Annotated in this window: 8 protein-coding genes and 1 tRNA gene; 5 read left to right on the top strand and 4 right to left on the bottom strand. The window is 57.9% G+C overall.

The features are described 5' to 3' along the window. Nucleotides 1-225 precede the first annotated feature (225 nt). Nucleotides 226-312: transfer RNA gene (locus D1641_RS16845), tRNA-Leu, on the top strand. Between the two features lie 151 nt (nt 313-463). Here the strand turns inward: D1641_RS16845 and D1641_RS16840 are convergent. From D1641_RS16840 to D1641_RS16830, 3 genes are read right to left on the bottom strand one after another with little or no spacing between them, the layout of a single operon-like run. After that, nucleotides 464-3163, bottom strand: coding sequence for a DegV family protein (locus tag D1641_RS16840; RefSeq protein WP_160667764.1), 2700 nt, complete (start codon nt 3161-3163; stop codon nt 464-466). A gap of 40 nt (nt 3164-3203) precedes the next feature. Further along, nucleotides 3204-5750, bottom strand: a complete 2547-nt coding sequence (locus D1641_RS19780; protein WP_160667762.1) for a response regulator — start codon at nt 5748-5750, stop codon at nt 3204-3206. Then, complete coding sequence (locus D1641_RS16830; RefSeq protein WP_160667760.1) at nt 5747-6109, bottom strand: response regulator; 363 nt, start codon at nt 6107-6109, stop codon at nt 5747-5749. The genes D1641_RS19780 and D1641_RS16830 overlap by 4 nt, the downstream gene beginning before the upstream one ends. 226 nt (nt 6110-6335) lie before the next feature. On the opposite strand from D1641_RS16830, the gene D1641_RS16825 reads away from it, so the two are divergent. The 4 genes from D1641_RS16825 (at nt 6336) to D1641_RS16810 (ending at nt 11433) form a co-directional block, all read left to right on the top strand. Continuing rightward, nucleotides 6336-7139 carry an SDR family NAD(P)-dependent oxidoreductase gene (locus D1641_RS16825; protein ID WP_160667758.1) on the top strand — a complete coding sequence of 268 codons (804 nt, stop codon included), beginning with the start codon at nt 6336-6338 and terminating at the stop codon, nt 7137-7139. 199 nt (nt 7140-7338) lie between these two features. Continuing rightward, entirely contained in the window at nt 7339-8574 is a 1236-nt protein-coding gene (locus D1641_RS16820; protein ID WP_160667756.1) for an extracellular solute-binding protein, read from the top strand. Between the two features lie 34 nt (nt 8575-8608). After that, on the top strand, nt 8609-10195 hold the full coding sequence (locus D1641_RS16815) for a methyl-accepting chemotaxis protein (protein ID WP_160667754.1): 1587 nt from the start codon (nt 8609-8611) through the stop codon (nt 10193-10195). Between the two features lie 476 nt (nt 10196-10671). Next, nucleotides 10672-11433 carry a hypothetical protein gene (locus tag D1641_RS16810; RefSeq protein WP_160667752.1) on the top strand — a complete coding sequence of 254 codons (762 nt, stop codon included), beginning with the start codon at nt 10672-10674 and terminating at the stop codon, nt 11431-11433. An 835-nt stretch (nt 11434-12268) separates the two neighbouring features. Here D1641_RS16810 and D1641_RS16805 read toward each other — a convergent pair. After that, nucleotides 12269-16621 (bottom strand): S-layer homology domain-containing protein (locus D1641_RS16805; RefSeq protein ID WP_160667750.1); only part of this gene is annotated, 4353 nt, incomplete at its 5' end.

Below are 16621 nucleotides of genomic sequence, written 5' to 3'. Positions count from 1 at the left end.
TGTCCCGGAAAACGAAAAAGCCGCCGGGCTCTGCGGCGCAGGAGCCCGGCGGCTTTTTTGGTAGACTTTTGGTAGACAAAGGATGATAAATACCATTTTATGTAGCAACTCAACTTTGGACCTCTACCATCCAACATCTATTGTATCTCTACACGCTTTTTTGCCCAAACCTCAATTTCACTCTTGCCAAGGGAGAAAACTTCGTGTATAATAACCCTCGCACCTGCCGGTGTGATGGAATTGGTAGACGTAGTGGACTCAAAATCCACCGCTGGCGACAGCGTACCGGTTCGAGTCCGGTCACCGGCACCAAACCTATTCTCTAGAGCTGCAAAGCTTTAGAGAATTTTTTATATCTTCCCCAAGACAGTTTCTTTTGTCGAGCTAAGATAAACTCCATGAACTGTCCTACAAGGTCCACACCTGTCCCGGTAGGGCGTCTCAATACAGGAGCCCGCACTGATTACGCCGCTCCATCCTGCTTTTCTGGCTGAACAGCATCTGTGGCCGCTTCATCCTTTCTCATAAAGAACAACCCGAATGACCCCGGCCCGCAGTTGCACGCAACAGCGGCGGAGGCCTTTTGCAGATAGACCCGCTCAAAGGAGCAGTACTGCTCCACTAAATCCTGAACATACTGGAGCTTTTCTCTGTCCAGGCCGGAATAGGTGATAAACAGGGTGCTTCGGTCAATGGTTTTGGTCTCCTGCAGCACTTTTTTGACATATTTTTTCATCACATTGGAAAAGCTGCCCATCTCCATACTGCTTACCACCATCTTGCTTTTTTTCAGCACAAGAATCGGGTGCAGAAGCAGCGCGTCGCAGAGCACCTGTATCCGTTTTGAAATTCGTCCGGACTGGCACATCGTATGGGTGTTGTTGATGATAAAGGCGGAGGAGATAAACCGTTCCATCCGTTTTACGGCCGCGGTGATTTCCGCCCTGGTGGCATGGCGCTCCGCCAGATAGGCTGCGCGCAGCACCGCCAGCCCCAGACTGCTGGACAGATACCCGGAGTCTATTACGGTGACATTATCAAAGGATTTTGCCGCCTCAAGGGCGTTTTCATAGCCGGCACTGACGTGCTTCGCCATTGTGATATGAATCACGTTCTGCGCCTCTGTCAGCTTCTCCGCAAAAAAACGCTCATAGTCCTCCACCTCAGGCGGCTGGGAATATCCCTTCCGGCCCTTGGCGATGTGCTCCAGCAGCTCATCCGCGCCCAGCTCCTGACCGTCCAGAAAACGGCCCTCCTCCGTACAGATGTAGTAGGGGCATATGGATATGCCAAATTCTTTTCTCAGGGACTCAGGGAGGTCGCACACGCTGTCTGCTGTAATCAGGACGGACCGCCTTTTCGCCTGGTCAAAAATCAGGATGCCCTGCTCCGGCTCCGACTGCCCGGCATCCTCGCACTGCCGCACCAGCTCCCTGGGCAGAATGTTCAGCACGGCCGCCTCCAGCAGTGCGCCGCTCACCGGCTTGGCCAGGTAATTGCTGAACCCCTCCTTCCGGTAAAGCAGCTGGTTGTCGCTGCCCGCGTTGGCGGTCAGGGCCACCACGGGTACATCCTGACACAGCCCGCCCGGCTGTGCGCGCAGCGCGTGGAGGCACTCGATTCCGTCCATCTCCGGCATCAGATGGTCCATCAAAATGCAGTCGTAGCGGTGGTTTTGGGTCAGCTTCAGGCATTCCGCCCCGCTGGACGCGGTGTCGATCTGAATTTTTGTGGCGGAAAGCAGCTTGGTCACCACCATCAGGTTCATGTCGTTGTCGTCCACCACCAGGATATGGGCGTCCGGCGCCTCGAAGCTCTGCCGGTATGTCTCCCCGTCATGCAGCTTTGCCCGGGAGTCCAGCGTAAAGGTCCCCAGCTCCTTTTCGTCCACAATATCCTGGTCCAGGGTGACAATAAACTTCGATCCCTTGGTATAGACGCTGTTTACACTGATCTCCCCGCCCATCAGCTCCACCAGCTGTTTGACAATGCTGAGGCCCAGCCCGGTCCCCTCGATGTGACGGTTTTTCTCCTCGTCCACCCGCCGGAAGGCGTTAAACAGGTAGGGGATATTTTCCTTTTTGACTCCCTGCCCTGTATCCTCCACCGAATACCATACCCTCACCCGGTTGATCCCCTGCCGCTCGCAGCGGATCGAAAGGGTGACGGAGCCCTCGCTGGTGTATTTCACTGCGTTATTCAGCAGATTGATCAAAATCTGCTTGATGCGCACCTCGTCTCCGCAGAGCATGCTGGGAATGGATGGGTCGATATGGAGCTTAAATTCCAGCCCCTTCTCCCGGGCCTTGATCCAGATCATGTTGACAATCTCTGAGAAAAGCGTTCCGGTCTCATAAGACGCGTTGATAATCTCCATCTTTCCGGACTTGATCTTGGATATGTCCAGAATATCGTTAATCAGGGTGAGCAGCAGCTTGCTGGCCCCCTGGATATTTCTGGCGTTCTCCGCCACCTCGTCCGGAATGTCGCCCCGGAGTGTGATTTCATTCAGGCCTATAATGGTGTTGATGGGCGTGCGGATCTCATGGCTCATGCTGGAAAAGAAATGGTTCTCCGCCTGGTTCAGCTCCTCGATCTCCTTTTTTTGCTGCTGGGTCAGGGCGTTCTCCTCCTCATACATCCGGTTCAGGAACATAAGCAGCACGCTGGTGAGCAGCCCGACCATAACCATGGAGAACGCGGAGTCAAAGAAGGAGCGCTCCTGGGTGTTTATGACAGCCAGCTCCGGGTAATAGAAGGCGATGCCATAGCAGAGCAGCGTCTCCGCTGCGCACAGCGTGAAAAACACAGCCATACGCCTGCCCTGCAGGGTGATGCAGACATAGATAAAGCAGAGCACAAACCACTCCGGCACCCCGCTGTAAAATCCGCCCGCGCTGAAAAATGTAAAGGGAAACAGGGCCAGCAGCAGCACTACAATGGCCGTAGCCCCCGTCTGGACACGGTCGTTCCGAATACTGAGCCGCACAATCAGCGCGATAGCCGTGAGGCTTATGAGCAAAATCACAATATTCAGGGCGCTTCTGCCCATAGGCAGGGTGAAAATCAGCGCCACCATGCAGATCGCTGTCACAATACGGAACATGCGCTCACGCAGGCTGATCTTATGGTCATAGAGGATGTCAAACCACTTTTTGATCACGCAGGCTCCCTCTCCTTTCAATATGGGTTTGAATACATGGCTATACTTCGGCAAGCAGCGCGCAGATCGCGTCGTAGGCGTCCATCAGCGCCGGGTGATTTGACCGGATAAAGTCCTCGTCCCCCCGTTTTCCGGCCAGCTCCAGCTCCTTCGCCTGGGCGGAGAGGGCCTCCGCGCCGATGGTCAGGGAGGTGCTTTTGAGGGAGTGGACCTTGATCGCGTAATCCGTCCAGTTGGCGGCCTCGTACAGAGCGATGATTTCCGCCTTTTTATTCCCGCTCCCGGCGTGGAACATCCGCAGCATTTTACGGAAAAAGCTCCCGTCCCCGCCGCAGTAATTCAGTCCCAGCTCCACATTGATGCCGGCCCGGGCCAGCCGGTCATAGAGAAGCGCCGTCTCGTCCACAGGCGCCTCCCCGGAGCCGGACTCCTCCCGAACCGCTGCCTCCGGGGCGCTGTCCGGCGCCTCCGGTTTCTCCTCCGCCGGAACAGCCTGCGGGGCGCCCGAGGACACGCCCTCCGGCCCCTCGCTGTACTGGATACAGCGGTTGGGCAGCACTCTGCGCAGCACCCGCTCCAAAACGGTGCGTTCAATAGGTTTGGGGACAAATTCTGTAAAGCCCTCGCTGCGGAACATCTCCCTGGCGCCGCTGACGGTATTCGCGGTCAGCGCGATCACCGGCAGCTCCTGATAGGCGCCGTCCTGAATCTCACGGATTCTTTTCAGCGTCTGCACGCCGTCAAAGCCCGGCATCATATGATCCAGGAAGATGATGTCATAGGAGGCGCTGCCGCACCGGGCCACGGCCTCCTTTCCGCTCAGGCAGGTATCCACCTCGATGCCATAGCTCCCCAGCACCCCTCTGGCCACCACCAGGTTCATCTCCTCATCGTCCACGGCCAGCGCCCGCACGCCCGGACAGGTAAAGGGCTTCCGCCCGGCGGCCTGGGCCTCGGCAAAGCCCCGGGCGTCCAGGTCACCGTTCAGCAGGTTGGCCACGGAGAGAGCGGAAAAGGGCTTATGCATAATTTGCAGCCCGCTCCTGCTGTCCAGCACGAAATCCTTCTCGGCAATGACAACGACCCGGAGCGTGGCAGCCAGCTCCTCATAATACGCCCGGTCCTCCTCATATTCCGACTGGGCTATGAACACATGGGTCAGGCTGTAATTGCGCTGCAGCTTAAGCAGTCCCTCAAAACTGTGGGTCTGATACCCGTGGATGGCAAGTCCCTCCAGCAGGTTCCGGATCAGGCTGTCGTAATATCCCCGGACCTCGTCACAGCTGTATCGCTCCGGCTTGAAATAGCACGCGACACATACCTGATCTGCCCGGTTGAGCACAATGCACGACTGGCTGTCCGCCACGCCCTGGGGGATTACGATGTGGGCGTGCAGTCCCTGCTGTCCCTTGTTCTCAAAGTGGATAAAGCCGCCCATGGCGTTCAAAAGCCCCCGGGCGATGGGGAGCCCCAGGCCGAGCCCGCCCACCAGGCGGCTGCTTCCGGAATCCGCCTGGTAGAAGTCGTCATACATTTGCAGCATCTGAGAATCCGTCATCCCGATGCCCGTATCACGGATGTCGATCATTAAATTGACGCCATAGCTCTCCTGACGGCAACCAATACGGACATTGACGCCGCCCTCCTCTGTAAATTTGATGGAGTTCTCCACCAGAATTTTGAGGACATGGGAGATCTTCTCCGCGTCTCCAACCAGGACGGCCGGCATCCTCGGGTCAATATCGAATACGACCTCCAAATGCTGCTGGTTGCTCTGCAGAGCGGTGTTCGTGATCACATCGTTCAGCACCGAGGTAATCATATACGGCTCCTTCGCGGGAGTCAGGGTGCCCTCCACGATCTCTGTATAGTCCAGCATCTTGCTGATCTGGCTGGACAGGCGCTCTCCGGCCAGCTTGATGGAATTCATATCCGCCCGAATATCCGGAGTGAGTTCCTTTCCCAGCGCCACTTCACTGATTCCAATTACCATATTAATGGGTGTGCGGAGCTCATGGGACACGTTGGATAGAAAAACGGCGTTCTGTTTTCCTGAGGCCTCCAGCTCGGCAAACACGCGGTTATACCATTTCCGCTGGATGCTGCGCTGCTTGATCCAGTATCCTGCCAGCGCCGCCGCTCCAAGAGTCACAGCTGCCCCCAGCTCCAGACGGAGGCCGTTCCGGAACCCAATGTGAAAGGAAACCGTGTGAAGAATCAGAACATGATATGCCAGCGCCAGCGCATAGAGCGCCACAAGCACATACAGGACCCACCTTTTATTCAGCATGAACAGGGCGAGAATCAGAATGCAGGCTACGGCGGGTATGTCATAGAGGCTGGATTCATGCACGCTGAAGAAAAAGAACTCCAGCAGCATCAATCCGGCGCAGCAGCTTTCATAAAATGTGTCCGAGCCAATCTCCGCAATATGTAAAAGCCATACGCTGAAGCAGCCTGCCGCCATCAGAGGAATGGTCCAAAGCTCCCAGGCCATGACCACTGTAATCAGGCCCAGCGCTCCACCGAACACCGTGGTAATCACGGCCAGCAGCAGGTGCCTGCTTGTCTGTTCCCCCGCCCTCATTTTTTCTCAAACTCCTGCGCAACCCGTTTCAGGAGCTCCTGAGGCGGGTAAGGCTTTTTCAGGTAATCCGCCGCGCCCAGCAGCAGCGCACCCACCACGTCCTCCACCTCTCCCGACGCCGTCAGGAAAATAACGGGGATGTCTGCGGCAAACTCTTTCATGCGCTCAAAGGTCTCCATTCCGTTCATCAACGGCATATCAATATCCAGAAGAACCAGGTCAATTTTCTGGCTTTTTAAAATACTCAGCGCCCGTATCCCTGATTCCGCCAGCACAACCTCATAGTCTTCCTCCAGAATAATCTGCGTCCGGGCCAGATTCATGTCATCGTCATCCACTACTAAAATGCGTTTCTGCATGTCAATGCTCCTCCTGTTCTGTCATCAAGTCTTTCGCGGCCTGTGGATTCTATTGTAAATGAAGTTTCCGGGAAAATCAAGCTTGATCGGAAAACCTTTTTCCCCTCCGTTTGATGACGCCGGATGCCAGTCTGCGCCCCTGCATGTTCCTCTTGACAGATGCTTTTCAACCGAGTAAACTAAGAAAAACCGGCAAATTCACTAAATTTTAGAAAAGAGGTTGCTTATGAACAGGTTAAAAGACAAGGTCGCCATTATCACCGGCTCTACCGGCGGCATCGGGGTCGGCATCGCCCGGCTGTACGCCGCGGAGGGCGCCCAGGTGATTGTGTGCGGGCGCCGGGAGGCGAAGGGCCAGACCGTAGTAGACGCTATTACGGCGGAAGGGGGCAAGGCCAGCTTCCACGCCATGGACATCACCATTCCCGAAAGCATTGAGAAGCTGGTAGAGGACACAGTCAGCACCTATGGCCGGATTGATGTTTTGGTCAACAACGCGGCCAACGTGGGCCTGAAGGACGGCCGGATGGACGAGGTGACGCTGGAGATGTGGGACGATATTTTCGCCAGCGATATCCGGGGCCCCTTCTATGTGACGAAATGCGTGCTGCCGCATATGCGCAAGAACCCCCAGGGCGGCTCCATCGTCAACATCGGCTCCATGGCCGCCTGCGGCGGCGACCTTGGCGCCACCGCCTACGCCTGCGCCAAGGCCGGTGTGGACGCTCTGACGAAATCTGTGGCGCTGCAATACGGAAAGGATAATATTCGCTGCAACTGTGTCCGCCCGGGCCTGATTGTCACCCCGGACAACGAAAGCCGCATCCCCCAGGCATTAAAGGATATCTTCCTGAGCAATATCATGGTCAATCGGTATGGATGCCCCGAGGATATTGGTCATGCCTGCGTCTATTTCGGCTCTGATGAAAGCGCCTATGTCAGCGGTCAGGTCATCACGGTGGATGGCGGCCTGAATTCCCATGTGCCCACTGTGGCCCAGTTCCGTGCCATTGGCTCCCGCACCTGGTAAGCGGAGAAAAATATTGATAACGAGGACCGGCGCGGCTGAATGCCGCGCCGGTCTTCGCCGTATTGAAGTTGGGCTGAGCAAAGCCGCCGCGCTTCCGCAGGGTCCAAACCCGGACGGGCCGCGATTGCGGTAACACTATTGCCAGCGCGGCCAGCCATGTGGTATAATATCCTGGAATCAACTGGAAGGGTGGTTACAGATGAAGAAAACATGTTTCCTTTTGCTGTGTGTTTTTCTGCTGCCGGGCCTGCTGACAGCCTGCGGCAGTCAGGAAGCTCCTTCCCCCGAGCAGAAAACAGAGGCAGAGACCGTTGAACTGACTGTGTGGGGCGCGGAGGAGGACGAGGAGCTGCTTCAGGAGCTTTTTACGTCATTCCAGGCCCACTATGCCGGCCAGGCCAGCTTTCAAATGACCTTTCAGCCCCAGAGCGAATCCAGCTGTAAGGACGCGCTGCTGGGCGACCTGGAGGGCGGAGCGGACGTGTTCGCCTTTGCCGACGATCAGGTCGCCGCGCTGGCCGCCGCCGGGGGGCTGGACCCCATTGAGGACAGCGCCGGGATTCAAAGCGCCAGTCTCTCCGCCGCAGTAGAGGCGGCCAGTGTGGGAGGCACGCTCTACGCCTATCCGCTCACTGCGGACAACGGGTATTTTCTATACTATAATAAAGCGTATTTTTCCGACGAGGATATTCAGAGTCTGGACCGGATGCTGGAGCTGGCCGCCCAGGCCGGGCGGCAGGTGGCAATGGACTGGTCCTCCGCCTGGTATGTCTACTCCTTTTTCGGCAACACCGGCCTGACGGTTGGCCTGAACGAGGACGGTCTGACCAACTACTGCACCTGGAACAGCGCGGAAGGGGACATACGCGGTGTGGACGTGGCTGAGGCCATGCTGTCCATTGCGGCCAGCCCGGGCTTTGCCAACATGACCGACCAGGAGTTTCTGGCCGGTGTGCAGAACGGCTCCGTAATTGCCGGGGTAAGCGGCGTCTGGAACGCGGTCGCCATTCAGGAGGCCTGGGGAGAGGCTGCGGGAGCGGCCAAGCTGCCCACCTACACCTGCGCGGGAAAACAGGTACAGATGGCCTCCTTCTCCGGGTGCAAGCTGATTGGCGTAAACGCCTATTCCAGGCATCCGGAGTGGGCGGCGCGGCTGGCCGAGTGGATTACCAGCGAGGAGAGCCAGCGCCTGCGCTTTGAGCGGCGGGGACAGGGTCCGGCCAATATCAACGCGGCAAATTCTCCGCAGGTCCAGGCCTCTCCGGCTATCGCCGCCCTGCTGGCCCAGTCGGAATTTTCCCAGCTCCAGCGGGTAGGCGGGAAGTTTTGGGACCCGGTATCCGAATTTGCCTTAAATATGGCGGCGGGAAACCCGGCCGGCGCCTCACTTCAGGCCCAGCTGGACCGGCTGGCGGAGGGCGTAGCCGCGCGGTAGGCGGCAGCCAAATTGACACTTGGGAGGAAATCGCATGAGAGGCAGACTGACATTGCAGCAGCGTTTAATTTTGCCCATCGTCCTGTTGGGACTGGTGGCATTTTTATCCAATGTACTGGCGGTTTTCAGTATCAACAACGTTCATTCCAATGCGGAGACCATTGTGGATGAGTATATGGTCAGTGAGGAAAAGCTGGAGGAGATCAGGCGCTCCATGATGGACATTCACCTGCTGGCGCTGTCCCATATTGTTGCCGCAGATCACGCCACCATGATCCGGCTTGTCCAGGAGATCAAGGCGAAGGAGGCCTCTCTGGACGAAATGCTGGCCGGCTATGAGAGCTTTGTCGCGGAGGAGGATGGGGAGCGCTATCAGTCCCTCTGTCAGAACTACGAAGCCTTTCAGCACGCCCTGGTCGATCTGGTGAGCGCCAGCGCCGACAGCAAGACCCAGGAGGCCTATGCCACCGCCAACGGGGATGTGGCCCGCTGGAGCGGGGCTGTGGACCAGGACGTCGCCGACCTCTACGCCGCGGTCAGCCGCCGGGCGGAGGCCGCACGGAATCATTTGTTCTTCGTCTACATCACCTCGCTGGTCATCAGCGCGGCCGCGCTGATTGCCGGCGTGCTCCTGGTGGCCGCGGCCTTCCGGATTATCCGGAAGTATGTAATTTCTCCCATCCATAACGCGATAGATACCCTTCAGGACAGCTCTGAGCGTATCAGCGGCGTGGTCAGCGATGTCCGCCAGCGGACACAGACCTCCAGCGGCAGCGTCCAGGACCTGTCCGGCCTGGCCGAACAGCTCTCCGCCGCGCTGGAGGAGATCGCCGCCAACACCTCGGCAATCAGCAGCAGCGCGTCGGGGACGCAGACAGACACCCGGGATATGGCGGAGGAATGCTCCGCTATCACCGTCTACTCTGCGGAGATGCGGAGCAGGGCGGAGGAGATGGAGCGCTCCGCCCGGAGGGAGACAGAGGAGGTCCAGGAGAAAACCGCAAAGATCATGTCCCTTTTGGATGAGGCCATTGAAAAAAGCCAAAATGTTAACCAGATCAGCGCTCTGACCAAGGCAATTCTTGACATTTCAGCCTCCACCAATTTGATTGCCATCAACGCCTCGATAGAGGCCGCCCGGGCGGGAACGGCGGGAGCCGGGTTTTCCATTGTGGCGCAGGAGATCCGCCAGCTGGCCGATTCCTGCGCCGAAACGGCCAACAATATTCAGCGAATCAACGGAGTTGTCACCGGGGCGGTGGATTACCTCTCAGAGAGTGCCCGGGAATTGGCCGTGTACCTGAGCCAGGCTGTTATGACTCAGCTGGAGCGATCGGTGCAGGCCGGGCAGCAGTACCGGGAGGATTCCGACTATGTGGGGCATGCTATGGAGTCCTTCAATGACAAAACCATCAGGCTGAAGGCCGCAATGGACAACATTGCCGGCTCCATCTCCAGTATTTCCGGCGCGATTGACGGCGCGGTCGCTGACATTACCGGCGTCGCGGGCAGCACCCGCGTCCTGGTGGATGATATGGCGGGCATCACCGCCGGCATGGGAACCAATCAGGAGATTGTAGGGGAACTGCAAAAGCAAATGGATGTGTTTTCCAACCTGTAAAGGAATGCGGTCCGGCAGGGCGGCTGATTTTAGGCGCACTTCTCCCTCACTTCCATTAAATGTATGCAAATGTACCACTTTTCCTCCTTGCACACAGTAATTGAGAGCGGAAAAAGGCTCCTTTTCCCCGCAAGGGGGACGCCGCATCCGTAAGGCGGCAAAGCCGCCAACGGCTACGCAGTGAAAGGAGCTGTCGGCGAAGCCGACTGAGGATTGCGTCCGCAAAGCGGACATACGGAGTAAACGAGGGTTGCGCCTGGCATGTAGGGGCGCACATTGTGCGCCCGCCGTTAACAGACCGGGTCCGAAAAAGCGGGCGGACAATGTCCGCCCCTACAGAGGGCTCAAAGCCCGCATATGCTCCGCACGTTTCGCCTGCGGCGAAACACAATCCTCCGCCCCAGTTTGCGAACTGGGGCACCTCCTTTCGAAAGGAGGCTTTTTCCGTCCTCAAGACAATTTAAGGAGGAACGACAATGAACGCAACACCAAACTACCAGCTCAGCCAGTGGGACGCAGAGGACCGGGTCCAGCGGGTGGACTTCAACGCCGACAACGCCAAAATCGACGCCGCCGTCAAGGGGGTGGACAGGCGGGTGGACAGTCTGAGCAGCTCGGTCAGCACCATCAACACCAGCCTGAGCAAAAAGGCCAGCACCACCTCGCTGAACTCCGCCGTCAGCCGCATCTCCGCCCTGGAGAGCGGCAAGGTGGACAAATCCGCCCACAGCTCTGATGTCTCCGCCCTGCGGAGCGAAAACTGCTGGGTGAAGCTGGGAGAAAAGTACACCACCGCCGACGGCCAGACCGCCAAAATCGCCATCCCCAACATCAGCGCCTACCGGGAGCTGGAGATCGTCTTTCGGGGCGCCAGCGCCACGTCATCCTCGTGCTACATCATGCTCGTCTGCAACGACATCACCTCCTCCAGAGTATTTACCAGCCATAATTCCTTCAACAACGCCATCTCCGCCATGTATCTCGCCAACCTGACCAACACGCAGGGCGGCGGCACCGTCCGCCTGTTCCCCCTCTGGCCCGACAGCCAAACCGCGCTCCACTCCACCTACATCGCTAAAATCACCGGCGCCAATAAAGCCTGGTCCGGCGGTCAGTATGAGGCCGTGTTCGAGGAAATTACCTGGGACAGCATAAAGTCCCTCTCTATTTTCGCCTCCCCAAACGCCGGCGGACTCGCCGCCGGGTCCGGGATGTCTGTCTATGGCCTGAAAAAATGAGCAGACCAGCCTCAAGGAGGCTGGCCTGCTTTACATTTTGTCAAATTCGTGATATACTGACTTCAACCAAAGCGCCGCTTTGGCCAGGCGCACCAGCGTCGGGCGGAGGGGCTGCTGTTGAACGACGCGGGCGGTTTAGCCACATCCTCGAAAGGGGGTGAGGCGCGATGCCGTTGACAATGACGTTTACATTCCGCTTTCGCGGTTACATTGTAACGCTCCAGGTCAAGGTAAAGTGAAACCGCCACCCCGGAACGGTGACGGTTTCTTACTTTAAAGAAACTAACACATAATCTGGGCTGAACCGTCTGCTCAACGGCAGTCCCTTCGCCTATACTATACCAGCTTCCGCCGGTCTTGTCAAGGCCGGTCCTGCTTTACATTCTGTCGAATTTATGGTATACTGACCTCAACCAAAGCGCCGCTTTGGCCAGGCGCACCAGCGCCGGGCGGAGGGGCTGCTGTTGAACGACGCGGGCGGTTTAGCCACATCCTCGAAAGGGGGTGAGGTGCTGTGCCTTTGACAATTACCGTTACATTTCATCCTCGTGGCTATACTGTAACGCTGCAAGTCAAGGTAAAGCGAAACCGCCACCCCGACCGGTGACGGTTTCTAATACCTTTAGAAACTAGTTCCCAGGGCTGAACCGTCTGCTCAACGGCAGTCCCTTCGCCTATACTATACCAGCTTTCGCCGGCCTTGTCAAGGTGCGGTTTTGCGATAGCAGAGGGCCGAAGGCGTGCGCCCAAAAGCCTCCTTTTCCCGCAAGGGGGACGAAGGGAGTAAAAAGCCCCCCGGGCTTGCGCCCGGGGGTTGGGTTTTCATCGCTGTGTTTTACTCTTCAGCACCACCGGCACTGGCACCTTCCCAGGCGGTGAAGCCGCAGCTGTGGGTCTCACCGTAGCCGTCCACGATGGTAACAGTATAGTGCTCGCCCTTAGTGATGGGGTTGGGGGTAACTTCCTGCCCATCGCTGGAGGGAGCGGACAGGCTGAAGTAGTAGCCCATCATCTGATACTTTCCGCCATCCTGATCGGCTTTCTCGGTATCCCAAAGCTTCTCGGATTTGCCATCCTCAGTGACATAGCCGTGCCAGCTGGCTCCGGTCTCGGCACCTTCTGCCTTCTTGGGAACGTCAAAGGCGACAAACACAGTGTTGGGGCTGACATCGGAGGGCCAGCTATAGGGCTCGCCGATCTTGTAGACCACATTCTTGGTCACATCAGTCAGCTGAACGTTCTTGTTATCCAGAGCCAGGGTAATGGCCTCATTGACCTTAGTGCTCGCGCCAACCTGGAAGCCCTTCTGAGACTTGGTGGTAATCTGAGCGTCGGCCTCAACCTCGCCCTCGACGGTCAGGGTGCCCGTGGCGGTGATGGTAACAGCGACGCCCGCGCCGACCTTGCCGGTGACAGTGACCTCGCCACTGATGGTCAAGGCAGTTTCGGTGCGCGCACGCTTCGCGCTGGCCAGAACCAGGTCGCCAACGATGGTCACATCAGCGCCCTCGCCAAACTCAACAGCGCTGGCGGGCAGGCCCGCCTCAGGAGCATTGATCGTCACGGTGGCGTTGTTGCCGACCACGATCTTGCCGCCCTCAGGCTGCTCGTCCAGGGTAACCTCGGTCTCGGCGTTAGCAGCAATCTCAATGATGCTCTTGATAGCCCCAGTCGCGTTCACAACGGGAACATCGACCTTGATGGTGCCAGTCGCATCCGCAGTAACCTCCACGGCGCCCTCGCCGGTGATCTTGGCGCCACTGGTCACAGCACCGCCGATGGTGACGGTAGCGTCAGCGGCAACCTCGATGGTGGTGCCGGCTCCGATAGCAGTGGTGCTCAGGTCAACATTCTCGTTGACAACGACCTTCACAGGGTTCTCGTTGGTGCCGCCGGCAATGGTCTCTTTCACCTCATCGAGGTTCTCGGGGGTAACCTCAATCTTCTCAACGGGCTTGGCGCCACTCGCCGTTTTGTACAGCTCCACGTAGACAGGCGTATTGCTGCCCTTCTGGAAGACGTGGGCCTCCGTACTACCACTGCCAGCGTCATCAGCGAAGCCAATATAGGCGTAGCCCATGGACTCCATCTTGGCGATAATCACGGCGTTGATCTGATCCTCGGTGGGCGCAGTCCCTTCGAACTCAATGGTGCCTACCTTGGCGGGGCTCTTCTTGGTGCCACGCATGACGTCCTTGTCGAAGGTAATCACCACACCCTCGGGGATGCTGGGATCGGTGGCGGAGGCGGTGACGGTCACATCACCAATGACCTTGCTGTCTTCGTCCAGGCCAGTAACATTCTTGGTCACAGTCCAGCCGTTGTCGTTGGTGGCGGTGATGGTCAGCTTGGTGCCGTAAGCCACCTTGTCGCCGTTCACGTACTCCTTGTTGTCGGCGTCCTTCACGGTGACAGTGACGTTCGTGGCGTCGATAGTCAGGTCATATTTCACCTTATCAGCGGTGGCGGTCAGATTGAACCGGCCGTTGCTGGGCACCTTCACGGTGTAGTTGCCCTCGGCGTCGGGGGTGATCTCGTCGCCGTTGAAGAAGACCTTCACGTTCTCGTAGCCGGCTTTGGCATTAACCTTGAAAACCACGGTGTCGCCGGGCTTGATGTTGCTGAAATCGGCGCCGGTGGCGGTGGCCACGCCGGAGATGTCGGTGTTCTGGCTGGTGCCCTTGATATCCTCAAGGATGTAGACCAGCTTAGCCAGCTTGCCGTCGTCGCTGTACTTGGCGACATAGACATAGGTCATGCGCTCGTTGTTTTTCTCGTCAGCGACCTTGACGATGTCCTTCAGGCCCCGAGGACCGACGGTGCGGCGAACATTGTCGTTGTCCTCGTCCACGGTGACAAAGATGGTGTCCTTGTCCACGATCCACTGAGTATCCTTGGCGTCGCTGCCGACAGGAGTCTGAGTGGTGTAGAAGGAGCTGTTGCCCACATAGGTGGCCTTGTAGTTGCGCAGGTCTCCAATGAAGGTCACGTCGGTGATGATGCCATCCTTGTCGGTGTTGTCCACCTTATACAGGCCGTTTCCGTGCCCGCCGTCGCCCTTGCCGGCGGCAATCTCACCTCTGTACTCCTCGTAGTCGATGCGCAGGCCGTCAGTGACCTTGTCGCCGTCGATGTAGCTGCTCCACTGGATGGCGACGGTCTTGTCCTTATTCTCAGACACGAAGTCCTTCCAGTCGCTGACAAAGATGTAGGTGCTGTTGTCGTTGACAGCCTTGCCGTCGAAGATGAAGACCACATCGGCCACGCCGTCTTTCTTCACGTCAACCACATAGAAGCTGGCGTTGTAGTAGCTGGGAACCTCCTCAAAGCCGGTGTAGAGGGTCTTGTCCTCAACGTCCACGAAGGCGGTCTTCTTGTCCACGATGTAGCGGGTGTTGCCGTCGGCGGTGATGTAGGCGGCGCCGTTGGTGATGGTCTTGGTCTTGTCGGTGCCGTTGTCCGCCACGGGATACTTGGCATCCACATAGACGTCGATGCTGGCGCGGCTGTCACCCAGCTGAGTCAGGGTGTAGGTGCCGTCCTTATCCACGCTGTAGCGGAACACGCGCTGGTTGATGTCGGAATCGCTGGCCTTACCAATAACACTTCCGTCTCCGCTAGTAACGGAATCGAGTCCATGATAGGCATTCTCGTACAGCAGGTCGCTCTCCTCAACCTTGTCCTTGCTGGTGGTGTTGGTGGTGCTGGAGGTAAGCTTGTGGTTGGTGAACTTGTCGTCCACGTCAATGCGGGCGCTGGTGCCGTCGGCAAAGACCACCTTGGCGGTCACGCCCAGAGCATCGTGCGCATCGGTGACATACAGGTAGTTCCGGGAGATGTCTGCGGTGGCCTCAAAGCCAACCACGAAGCCGTTGGGATCCAGATACAGCCGGTAGGCGGTGTCCAGATCGGGGTGGTTTTCGTTCAGCTCTTCCAGGTCGAACCAGTTAGTCAGGGAGTAAGTGTTCTTGCTGCTGTCGTCCAGAACAACATAGTCGCCATCCTTGTCGCCGTCCTTGTCAGTCCACTTGCGGACCTGCTTGACGTCGCCCTCGACCTTGCCGGTCTCACAGGCGTCCTGGATGAAGTACTCATCATCGTTATTGCGGGTGTCGCGCTCGTGGTTGTCGATGTTGATGATGATGTAGTCTTCCTCAGCGAAGTTGGCGGTGTAATACTTGGTGTCCAGATCGTAGCCGCACTTCTCCACGCGTACGTCGATGTAGCGGCCGTCCTTGTCCTCGCGCTCGCGCATAACCTGAGCCATGTAGTTCCAGATGGTGACCACACGGACTTCCTCGTTCACGGAGTCCACATAGACCTCGGTAACAGCGCCGTTGCCGGAGAAGCGCCGGTCCAGAGTGGTGTCCTTCGACATCTCCCAGGTCTCGTCCTCGTTAATGGCGGGAGTCTCATAGCCATCCTTCTTGTCGCCGTCCACGTAGTAGACCCAGTCATAGTCGCCTTTGGTGTCGCAGACATTCTTGCCCAGATCCTTGTAGACCTTGTCCTGCTTGGTGTTGCCGGTGTAGATGTAGTCAGGGGTGTAGGCCACGGTGATGATCTCGTCCTGAGCCAGCATCTTGACCTGCTCGGGCTTCAGGCTGCCATCCTCGTTCAGGCCGTAGTTGTCGTTGCCGCTGCTGCTGGTACCGCTGGTGCCGTTGTAGCGGCCGGTGCCCCAGGTGATGCCGGGACGGCCGTAGTCGGTGGTCACGTTGGTGCGGTACACCAGGTCAAAGTTCTTGTAGCCCAGGGTGTCGGTGTAGTAGAAGGTCAGGGCGTACACGATACCCTTGTTCTCGTTGTAGTACACGCCGAGGAGCTCGTTGTACTGCACGGGAACCGCCTTGGTGATGGTGTTGAAGACCATCTCGGCCACGTTGTCACGGGCCAGCTCGGCGTTGGTAGCCAGGTTCAGGCTGCCGAACATGTTGATCTTGGTCGCCTGAGCCACGGAGGCCAGGGCCCAGTCGGTGGCCTGAGCGATCTCGTTGCCCTTGAAGTAACCGAGGGCACGGGACAGCATCAGGGCGGCCTGAGCGGTGGTCACGGTGTCGTTGGGGCCGAACCGGCCGTCGCCGTAGCCGCCGATGATGCCCAGCTGGGTAGCCAGGTTGATGTAGCCAGTGTAGTAGTCGTTGGCACCCACGTCGGTGTACTGGGTGGTGCCCTCGAACTGGCTGAC

It is taken from the genome of Colidextribacter sp. OB.20, assembly GCF_009911595.1.
Taxonomy (GTDB): Bacteria; Bacillota; Clostridia; order Oscillospirales; family Oscillospiraceae; genus Lawsonibacter.
This window is presented reverse-complemented; position numbering and strand designations above follow the sequence as displayed.

Bases quoted from the DNA above. Each gene is read 5' to 3' on its own strand.
- D1641_RS16810 (WP_160667752.1), top strand. From the start codon at position 10,672: ATGAACGCAACACCAAACTACCAGCTCAGCCAGTGGGACGCAGAGGAC.
- D1641_RS16825 (WP_160667758.1), top strand. From the start codon at position 6,336: ATGAACAGGTTAAAAGACAAGGTCGCCATTATCACCGGCTCTACCGGC.
- D1641_RS16815 (WP_160667754.1), top strand. From the start codon at position 8,609: ATGAGAGGCAGACTGACATTGCAGCAGCGTTTAATTTTGCCCATCGTC.
- D1641_RS16820 (WP_160667756.1), top strand. From the start codon at position 7,339: ATGAAGAAAACATGTTTCCTTTTGCTGTGTGTTTTTCTGCTGCCGGGC.
- D1641_RS16830 (WP_160667760.1), bottom strand. From the start codon at position 6,109: ATGCAGAAACGCATTTTAGTAGTGGATGACGATGACATGAATCTGGCC.
- D1641_RS19780 (WP_160667762.1), bottom strand. From the start codon at position 5,750: ATGAGGGCGGGGGAACAGACAAGCAGGCACCTGCTGCTGGCCGTGATT.